Below are 9,494 nucleotides of genomic sequence, written 5' to 3'. Positions count from 1 at the left end.
CACTCAAGGGTGGTTGTCTCCGACCGGGCCACACGGGGATGACACGACGACCCGCACTTCCGTCATCCTTGGCGGCTCGCCCGTCCGGCGAGGACTCCCTAAAACCCGCCCGCCCGCATTCCGCCGGGCTCACGCTCAAATCCGCTGCAACCCGGCCAACACCCGCTCCATCAACGCGATCGAGGGCCGGCCATCCCCCTCGCCCCCGCCATCCCCGTGCACGTTGATCAGCGCCATGTCCGACATGTCGGCGAGCAGCACCCGCACCACCCCCAACGGCAGCCGCTCAACGAGGACAGGCGGTGGGTCAAGCCGGAGATGGTGGACGGGGCGAAGCCGCCGCCGCTCGGCGTCCCGCTGAATCGCCCGGCGGCGAACGCCTGGTTACCGCTCGCTGGCCGGGCTGGGGTCACCCAACACTTCGAACACCCAGGCCGACAGACGGTGCGCGTGGCGGACCCCAGATCGGGAGCCCGAATTCGCCGACGACCAGGATGGAGGTCGAAGGAAGGGGTTGACCTCCTCTGGTTGCATCCCGTAGCGCTCGCGCCTCTTCGGCGGCACCGTCTTTCAGACATTCCAACGCCTTGTTGAACCACTGTTCAGCTACGTGGAGTCTCCCCTTCGCGCGAGCCAGGCGCCCCAGCAGTACGTGGCACTCTGCCCGCTCCGAAGCGATCTCGGAGTCCTCGGCGCAGTCGGCGTACAACTCGTCGGCGCGGATGAGTTTCGTACTTGCTCCCTCCAAGTGGCCGGACAGGATCGCCAGCGCCCCCAGTTCGCGCAGTGCCCACGCCACTCCGACGCTGTTTCCGTACGTGAAGTGCCACTCGACCAACTCGACCAGACACCCCGCGACGGCTTCTCTCATGCCGCGCGCCCGGTAGGTACTGGCGAGGGTGTCCAGCGCGTGAGCATGTCGACAGAGCGCTTCGTCGGTCGGCCCCGACTGACACCGGGCACGCCAGACGGACACCATCCGCGACGCGGTTGTCGTGGCTGCGGGAAAGTCATCCATCTGCCCGTAGGCGACGGTGGCCTTGTAGAGGAGTGTGGAAACGGATTCCGCCATCGGGAACCGATCGGCCAGTTCCAGACTGACGCCGTGGAGCCTGGTGCGGTGGATCTCCGACCTGCCCGAAGGCAGTGCCGCCCACAGGACACCGAGCACCTCGGCCGCTTGGTCGACCTCGCCCTTCATCATGCGGGACCGGACAACCGACAGCACATCGCACTATCTCGAACAAGTCGCAAGATTCGAGCGGGACCAACCCAGGGCTTGTTCTCAGGGCGTAGCCTGTTGGATGCGGAGCGTGGTTGGAATCGTCTGAGCGTCCACAGCCGTCCACAGCCGTCCACAGCCGTCGGGAGCCGGCGGAGGGCCTGAGCCTGGCCGTGATGGCCCAACGCACGCACTACAGCAAGTCGATGCTCGGGATGGTGGAGAAGGGCCAACGGTCCGCGACGCCCGACCTGGTGGCGGCCTACGAACGTGCGTTGAACGCACAGGGGTTGGGTGAGGATGTGAACAGACGGGAGCTGCTGGCGGCAGCCGCCGCCGTGCTCGCCGGGGCGAACACGCCGGAACCACTGACCCGCCTACTCGACGGACTCACGTCCGCCGAAGCCCCCGGCAGGGTCGGACGTTCCGAGGTGGAGGCCGTTCGGCACGCCACCTCCGTCTACACGACGATGGACCTCCGGTACGGAGGCGCCGTCGCGGCAGACGTCTCCAGCGGTGCTCTGCGTTGGGCGGTCGGCCTTCTGGACGCACCGATGCGGGACGACACCCGCGTCGCCCTCTCAGCGGCGGTGGGTGCGCTGGCCGACCGGGCGGCGTGGACGCACTTCGACTCCGGACGGACCTACGCGGCACGCCGACTGTCGACGCTGGCGCTCCGCACGGCCGATGCCGGGAGCGATCCGGACCTCCGCGCGCACGTGGTGCTGAACATGGCTGCCCAGGTCGGTGACGCCCTCCCGACGGATGCGGTGAACCTGGTCGAGTCGGCCCTGTCCGACTCCCGCGTCTGCGGAATGGAACGCGCGAACCTCCATGCCGGTCTGGCCGGGCACCTGGCGAAGACGGGAGATACGCGCCAGGCGCTCCGACACGTCGCCGAGGCCGAAACGCTTGCCGGGCGTGGCGGGGAAACGCCGCTGTGGCTGAGCTTCCTCACGGCCGAACACCTCGACTCGATCATCACGCAGGCGCTGGCCGCCGCCGAGGAGAACCATGAGGCGATCCGACGATTCGAGAACCTCCTGCCCCGCATGGACCCAACGCGGTTGCGGGGACGCGCGGGACGCATGATCGACCTCGCCGACCTCTACGCCAGGACCGATCGACTCGACGAAGCGCAAACGTTGGCCGACCGGGCCGATGAAGCCCTGAGCGACGTCAGGTCGACACGGGTGACCGCTCAACTGGCAGCCCTGCGACAGCGAGTGTCGCCCGGATGATCGTCGGCACTCGACGGCCCGCACTTCGCCGGGCGCACGCTCAAATCCGCTGCAACCCGGCCAACACCCGCTCCATCAACGCGATCGAGGGCCGGCCATCCCCCTCGCCCCCGCCATCCCCGTGCACGTTGATCAGCGACATGTCCGACATGTCGGCGAGCAGCACCCGCACCACCCCCAACGGCAGCCGCAACCGCGCGGCCACCTCCGCCACCGAGTGGGGGTGGCGGCACGGGTCGCTGATGATCCGGTGCTCCGCCGTCGAGGTCAGCGCGTCCCGCGCCGCCCGCTCGTTCGTCGTCACGATGGTCTCGATGGCGAGGGTGGTGTTCGAGCGGGTCCTCCCGCCGGTCCTGGTGTAGGGGCGCACCCGGAAGGTCGACACCACGAGCTCCTCAAGCGGTCGGGATGATCTTCTCGGCCGTGAAGGCGACGCCGCCGACGCTGTGGTCCGGGTCACCGCCGACGCAAGACCCTACGTGCGACACCCCGATCTGTCCCGCCTTTGTACCGAATGTCCCGGCACGGACCGCCGCGCACCACCCACCGTGGCGACGCAGTTCCCCAGGGTGCCTAAATCCGCCCGAATCCCGCACGCAACGGTCGGATGATCATCCGACCGGCGGCCTGGAGTCGCCGCAGCGCTCCAGGCCGGCCCCGGATCACCCGATGGGCGTGGGATTCACCTTCACCGCAACCTCGCACCACTCCCGACCGGGAAGCGCCCCCGGCCGTGGCTCATCCGAGCCTCTCCCACCGTAGATCCCGAGGGAGCGCTCTCACAACCGCGCCCCCGAACGTTGCCCCGCCCGCCACCGAAAATTCGAGTGCAGCGCGCAATCCGAGCGCACCGCGCAATCCAGGGACCGGGGAAGCCTTCACCCCGACTTGGTCATCGCGGCCTGACGGCGTTGGGAAGCGTGAAGGTGATCGTCTCCTTCGTCGTCTCGCGGACCTGGACGTCCCACGCGCCCAGTTCGGTGATCAGCTCCTCCACCAGTTCCGGCGGCGCGGACGCGCCGGCGCTGACACCGATCACCCGCACGCCCTCCAACCACTCCGGGCGGATCTCCGACGCGTCGTCGATCAGGTGCGCCGGGGTGCCCTGCCGACGCGCCAGCTCCACCAGCCGCACCGAGTTGGAGGAGTTCGCCGACCCGACCACGAGCACCAGGTCGGCGTCCTGCGCGACCTCGCGCACCGCCTCCTGCCGGTTGGTGGTGGCGTAGCAGATGTCGTCGGACGCGGGGCCGCGCAGCGCCGGGAACTTCGCCCGCAGGGCGGCGACGACCTCGGTCGTCTCGTCCACCGCCAGCGTGGTCTGCGTCAGGTACGACACCCGCGCAGGGTCGGGCACCTCCAGTCGCGCCACGTCCTCCACCGTCGCCACCAGCACGATCCGGTCGGGGTCCTCGCCGAGCGTGCCCTCCACCTCCTCGTGGCCGGCGTGCCCGATCAGCACGACGGTGTCGCCGCGCGCGAGGAACCGGCGGGCTTCCGAGTGCACCTTCATCACCAGGGGGCAGGTCGCGTCGACCACGTCCAGTCCCCGGCGGGCGGCTTCGGCGCGCACCGCCGGCGACACGCCGTGGGCGGAGAACACCACCGTCGACCCGTCCGGCACCTCGTCCAGCTCGTCCACGAACACCGCGCCGCGCGCCTCCAGGCCGGCGACCACGTGGGTGTTGTGCACGATCTGCTTGCGCACGTGGATCGGTCCGCCGCGCTGGTCGAGCAGGTGTTCCACGATCTCCACGGCCCGCTCCACCCCGGCGCAGAACGACCGGGGCGAGGCGAGCAGCACAACGGGAAGGGCCATGCCGGGCTCCTGACTCTGGGGACGGGGGCCGGGCGCGCGGGACGCGCCCGCCGATCAACTAGGCGTGCCACGAACCAGAAGAACCGAACCAACACCCGAACAGCTCACAACAAGCCGTCAGATCCAACGAACCTTCACGCCCAACGAACTCTCACGCCCAACGAACTCTCACGCCCAACGAACCTCCACGCCCAACACCCTCAACGAACCGTCACCGGTCCCGCCGAGTGGCAAGGCTTGCCACCGCGTCCAACTCCCGCTCCGCCAGCTCGGTGGGCTCCGCCGCACGCAGGTGCGTGCGGGCCTGGGCCAGCAGGGCCTCTGCCCGCCCGAGGCTCCACTCACGCGCACCGGACGCCTCGATCAGCGCCGCCGCGCGCGCCAGCTCGGCAGCGGAGAGCTGTCCCTCCGTGTGGTAGAGGTCGTCCAGCTCCCGCGCCGCCGCCGTGTCCGAGTTGAGCGCGGCCACCACGGGCAGCGACTTCTTGCGGTTGTGCAGGTCGGAGTACACCGGCTTGCCGGTCACCGCCGGGTCGCCCCAGATGCCCAGCAGGTCGTCGGTGAACTGGAAAGCCAGCCCGACGTGCTCGCCGAACAGCCGCAACTGCTCGACCTGCTCGGCCGTGCCGCCGCCGAACAGCGCGCCCAGCGCGCACGACGCGCCGATCAGCCCGGCGGTCTTGTTCTGCGCCATCCGCACGCACTCGCCGAGCTGCACGTCACCGCGCTCCTCGAACGCGAGGTCGGCGGCCTGCCCGTCGTTGAGCCGCTGGGTCGCGGCGGTCAGCACCCGGATCGCGTGCGCGGCGGACGGGTGGCCGCTGCTCGCCAGCACGTCCAGCGCGAGCGTGAGCAGCGCGTCACCCGCCAGGATCGCGGCGTTCACGCCGTACACGGTCCACGCGGTCGGCCGGTGCCGGCGGGTCGCGTCGCCGTCCATCACGTCGTCGTGCAGCAGCGAGAAGTTGTGCACCAGCTCGACGGCGACCGAGGCCGGCAGCGCGGCGGTGGCGGTGCCGCCCACCGCCTGCGCGCTGAGCAGCACCAGTGCGGGGCGCACCGCCTTGCCGGGGTCCGCGCCTGTCGGGTGGCCGTGCTCGTCCCACCACCCGAGGTGGTAGCCCGCGATGCCGCGCATCGAGTCGGGCAGCCGGTCCACCGCCGCGCGCAGCGCCGGGTCAAGGCCCGCGCGGCTCCAGCCCAGCACCTCGCGCGCGGACCGGTGCGCGGTGGTGACGTCCAGCTCAGTCATCGGCGGTACTCCTGTTCGGGGGATGCGCCCGGCTCTCTGCAATGCGCCCGGCTCTGCGGGGATGCACGCCGCCCACGCAAGTGCACGTGCACCGGGTGGCGGGCGCGCGAGGGCACGCGCCCGAACCACGAACCGTTCCGGGAAGATCACGCGGCGCGGGACGGACAGCACCGTCCGGACAGCATCGATCGGACGCCACCCGACCGGACGGCACCGCCCAGCACCCGCCCCCGCGCGCGAGGGGTCAGTAGCGGCCGATCTCCACGTGCTCCAGCACGCCCAGGGCGTCCGGCACCAGCACGGCCACCGAGTAGTACGCGCTGACCAGGTAGGAGATGATCGCCTTCTCGTCGATTCCCATGAACCGGACGTTGAGCCCCGGCTGGTACTCGTCCGGGATGCCGGTCTGGTGCAGCCCGACCACGCCGCCGTCCTGCTCACCCACCCGCAGCGCGAGGATCGAGCTGGTGCCCTGCTCGGTGATCGGGATCTTGTTCGACGGCAGGATCGGCACCCCGCGCCACGTCGTGACGCGCGTGCCCTCCACGTCGACCGTGCCGGGGTACAGGCCGCGCTTGGAGGTCTCCCGCCCGAACGCGGCGATCGCCCTCGGGTGGGCCAGGAAGAACGCCGTCTTGCGCCGCCTGCTGAGCAGGTCGTCCAGGTCGTCCGGGGTGGGCGGCCCGGTGCGGGTGTGGATGCGCTGCTTGAGGTCCGCGTTGTGCAGCAGGCCGATCTCGCGGTTGTTGATCATCTCGTGCTCCTGCCGCTCGCGCAGGGCCTCGACGGTCAACCGCAACTGCTGCTCGGTCTGGTTCATCGGCTGGTTGTAGAGGTCCGCGACGCGGGAGTGCACCCGCAGCACGGTCTGCGCCACGTGCAGCTCGTACTCGCGCGGCGCGATCTCGTAGTCCACGAACGTGGTCGGCAGGTCCGGCTCGCCGTCGTGGCCCGAGGCGATCTCGATCGCCGCCTCGCCGTGCTTGTTCTGCGGCTTGCCACGCTCGCGCGCCACCTGGTCGATGTGCGCGCGCAGCGCGTCGGCCTGCCCGTTGAGCTGCTGCACCGCCCGCCACGGCAGCACCAGCGCGATCACCGGCGTCACCGCCTTGACGGTGAAGTCCCACTCGGCCTCCTGGCCGGTGAGCACCTCCGCGCCGAAGTGGTCGCCGTCGGCGAGGGTGTCCAGCACGGTCTGGTCGCCGTACTCGCCCTGGCCGACCTTGTTCACCTTGCCGTGCGCGATCAGGAAGACCTCGTCGGCCCGGCCGCCCTCCTCGACCACCACGTCGCCGGGCGCGTACTCGCGCTGCTCGAAGCGGTCGGCCAGGGCGACCAGCACGGCGTCGTCCGGGAAGTCCCGCAGCGCGGGCAGCTCGCGCAGCTCCTGGGGGATGACGCGGACCTCCGCGCCGGTGCTGGTGAAGGTCACCCGGCCGTCGCCCACCGCGTAGGTGAGCCGGCGGTTGACCCGGTAGGTGCCCGCCTGGGTCTGCACCCACGGGAGCTTGCGCAGCAGCCACCGGGGGGAGATGCCCTGCATCTGCGGGGTGGACTTGGTCGTGGTCGCCAGGTTCCGCGCGCCCGCTGGGCTCAGGCTCTGGCGGTGCTCGGCCTCTTCCGCGATGGGGCCGGGGTCCGTCACGGTCACGTCAGGTTCCCTATCTCGTCGTGGGGACTCGTCTTCGCGGGGTGGCGCGTCATGCCGGCGGTGCCGGGCCCGCTAGTCCTCACGGCCGATCTCGACGTGTTCGAGCACGCCGAGCGCGTCGGGGACCAGGATCGCGGCCGAGTAGTACGCGCTGACCAGGTAGGAGATGATCGCCTTCTCGTCGATTCCCATGAACCGCACGCTCAGGCCCGGCTGGTACTCGTCGGGCAGGCCGGTCTGGTGCAGGCCGATGACGCCCTGGTTCTGCTCGCCGGCGCGGAGCAGCATGATCGAGCTGGTGCGGGCCTTGCTCACCTCGATCTTGCCGCACGGGAGGATCGGGACGCCGCGCCACGCGGGCACGTGGTGGCCGTTGATGTCCACGCCCGTCGGGTAGATGCCGCGCTTGTTGAACTCGCGGCCGATGGCGGCGATCACCCGGGGGTGGGCGAGGAACGCGGTCGGCTCCTTCCACACCACGCCGAGCAGCTCGTCCAGGTCGTCCGGGGTGGGCGGGCCGGAGCGGGTGTGGATGCGGTGCCGCAGGTCGGCGTTGTGCAGCAGGCCGAACTCGCGGTTGTTGACCATCTCGTACTCCTGCCGCTCGCGCAGGGCCTCGATGGTGAGCCGCAACTGCTGCTCGACCTGGTTCATCGGCTGGTTGTAGAGGTCGGCGACGCGGCTGTGCACCTTCAGCACGGTCTGCGCGACGCTCAGCTCCAGCTCGCGCGGGGCGAGCTCGTAGTCCACGAACGTGCCGGGCAGCGCGGGCTCCCCGTCGTGGCCGGACGCGATGTCGATCTCGGCTTCGCCGTGCGCGTTCTGGCGCTGCGCGCCGCCCGCGAACCGGTGCTGGATGTGCGCGCGCAGGCCGCCCGCGTTGCCGTTGAGGCCCTCGAAGTCCTGCCAGCTCAGCACCAGCACGATGACCGGGGTGACCGCCTTGACGGTGAAGTCCCACTCGCCCTGCGGCCCGGCCAGCACCTGGTCGCCGAAGTAGTCGCCGTTGGCCAGCACGCCCAGCACGGTGTGGTCGCCGTACTCGCCCCGGCCGACCTTGTTGACCTTGCCGTGCGCGACCAGGAAGACCTGCTCCTGCGCGCTGCCCGCCTCGACGATCACGTCGCCCGGCCCGTACTCGCGCTGGCGGAACCGGTCGGCCAGCGCGGCCAGCGCCTCGACGTCGTCGTAGCCGCGCAGCAGCGGCAGCTCGGTCAGCTCCTGCGGGATGACCTGCACGTCCGCGCCGGTGTTGGTGAACGTCAGCCGGCCGTCGCCGACGGCGTAGCTGAGCCTGCGGTTGACGCGGTAGGCACCGCCGTTGGCCTGCACCCAGGGCAGCACCTTGAGCAGCCAGCGCGAGCTGATGCCCTGCATCTGCGGGACGGACTTGGTCGTCGTGGCCAGGTTCCGCGCCGCGGCCGTGCCTAGGCTCAGCCGGGGCCGATCGGTGTCCACGTCCGAATCGGTCACAGTCACCACTTACACCGCCAATCGGATTCGTTCGTTGGGCCGGATTGACGGTAGTGACGCCGAATGCGCAGCGGGAAGCGGCCAACACGGCGACCTCCCATAGAGCTATCCGGAAGGCATTCGTGCACGGGGCGTGCAGGTCGTAGTGGGTGCAAGTAATAACGGGTGATTCTGTGCGGCGTTCGGGACTCCATTCGGGTTGACCTGGAATCTGTCCCTCGGATGGGGCAGCGATGATCACCTCAAGTGGGGGTTGACGACCGGTCCTGGTGTCGCCGGAGTCGGCATACCGCAGATGTGCGGCTTGAAGATCATCCATCGGGAGGAGGGTTTTCGCAGTACTGCGGACAGGAATCGGGCCGAATCACCGTTCGAGTGGTGGCGCGCACGGGCGGCTCCGGTGCGGAGGGTGCGGGCGTTGCTCCGTCCGATCACGCAGCGGTAGGCGTGCGGGGGGTGGGATTGCGGGGGTAGCGGGCTGTGATGTTGATCAACGCCCTCAGGTCACTTCGCAAGTCCGCACGATCAGGTGAAGTTCGGTTGAACCGACCCTCGACCCCGCGCCACCCACCCCCGAAACCACACCCACATCCGCGCACCCGCCCCCACACCCGCACCCGCGCACCCCCCACCCGTGCCCCGTGCCCCCGCACTCGCGCCCCACCCGCGCGTCGCGCCCGCACCTCTCGCGCCGACACTCCCGCGCCCGCACCTCGGCCCCGCACCTCGGCCCCGCACCTCGGCCCCGCACCTCGGCCCCGCACCTCGGCCCCGCACCTCGGCCCCGCACCTCGGCCCCGCACCTCGGCCGCGCGCCCCGGCCGCGCGCCCCGGCC

Annotated in this window: 8 protein-coding genes; 1 reads left to right on the top strand and 7 read right to left on the bottom strand. The window is 70.6% G+C overall.

The features are described 5' to 3' along the window. Positions 1 to 135 precede the first annotated feature (135 nt). Both AB0I60_RS37410 and AB0I60_RS37405 read right to left on the bottom strand, forming a co-directional pair. Positions 136 to 276 (bottom strand): DUF742 domain-containing protein, encoded by a 141-nt coding sequence (locus tag AB0I60_RS37410; RefSeq protein ID WP_360739001.1) that lies wholly within the window; start codon positions 274 to 276, stop codon positions 136 to 138. A gap of 133 nt (positions 277 to 409) precedes the next feature. Continuing rightward, positions 410 to 1,201 carry a hypothetical protein gene (locus AB0I60_RS37405; RefSeq protein WP_360738998.1) on the bottom strand — a complete coding sequence of 264 codons (792 nt, stop codon included), beginning with the start codon at positions 1,199 to 1,201 and terminating at the stop codon, positions 410 to 412. A 116-nt stretch (positions 1,202 to 1,317) separates the two neighbouring features. On the opposite strand from AB0I60_RS37405, the gene AB0I60_RS37400 reads away from it, so the two are divergent. Then, complete coding sequence (locus AB0I60_RS37400) at positions 1,318 to 2,463, top strand: helix-turn-helix transcriptional regulator (RefSeq protein WP_360738996.1); 1,146 nt, start codon at positions 1,318 to 1,320, stop codon at positions 2,461 to 2,463. Positions 2,464 to 2,503: 40 nt separating this feature from the next. On the opposite strand, the gene AB0I60_RS37395 is transcribed toward AB0I60_RS37400, so the two are convergent. From AB0I60_RS37395 to AB0I60_RS37375, 5 genes are all read right to left on the bottom strand, one after another. Beyond that, the gene (locus AB0I60_RS37395; protein ID WP_360738993.1) at positions 2,504 to 2,848 is read right to left on the bottom strand and encodes a DUF742 domain-containing protein; all 345 of its coding nucleotides are present in this window, start codon (positions 2,846 to 2,848) and stop codon (positions 2,504 to 2,506) included. Positions 2,849 to 3,355: 507 nt separating this feature from the next. Beyond that, a complete protein-coding gene (gene ispH, locus AB0I60_RS37390) occupies positions 3,356 to 4,282 on the bottom strand; it encodes a 4-hydroxy-3-methylbut-2-enyl diphosphate reductase (protein WP_360738990.1) in 927 nt (308 codons plus the stop codon). A gap of 211 nt (positions 4,283 to 4,493) precedes the next feature. Beyond that, entirely contained in the window at positions 4,494 to 5,534 is a 1,041-nt protein-coding gene (locus tag AB0I60_RS37385) for a family 2 encapsulin nanocompartment cargo protein polyprenyl transferase (protein WP_360738987.1), read from the bottom strand. A 244-nt stretch (positions 5,535 to 5,778) separates the two neighbouring features. Further along, on the bottom strand, positions 5,779 to 7,185 hold the full coding sequence (locus AB0I60_RS37380) for a family 2B encapsulin nanocompartment shell protein (RefSeq protein ID WP_360738985.1): 1,407 nt from the start codon (positions 7,183 to 7,185) through the stop codon (positions 5,779 to 5,781). A gap of 72 nt (positions 7,186 to 7,257) precedes the next feature. After that, positions 7,258 to 8,664 carry a family 2B encapsulin nanocompartment shell protein gene (locus AB0I60_RS37375; protein ID WP_360738983.1) on the bottom strand — a complete coding sequence of 469 codons (1,407 nt, stop codon included), beginning with the start codon at positions 8,662 to 8,664 and terminating at the stop codon, positions 7,258 to 7,260. Positions 8,665 to 9,494 lie beyond the last annotated feature (830 nt).

This window comes from Actinosynnema sp. NPDC050436 (assembly GCF_040655415.1).
GTDB lineage: Bacteria > Actinomycetota > Actinomycetes > Mycobacteriales > Pseudonocardiaceae > Actinosynnema.
This window is presented reverse-complemented; position numbering and strand designations above follow the sequence as displayed.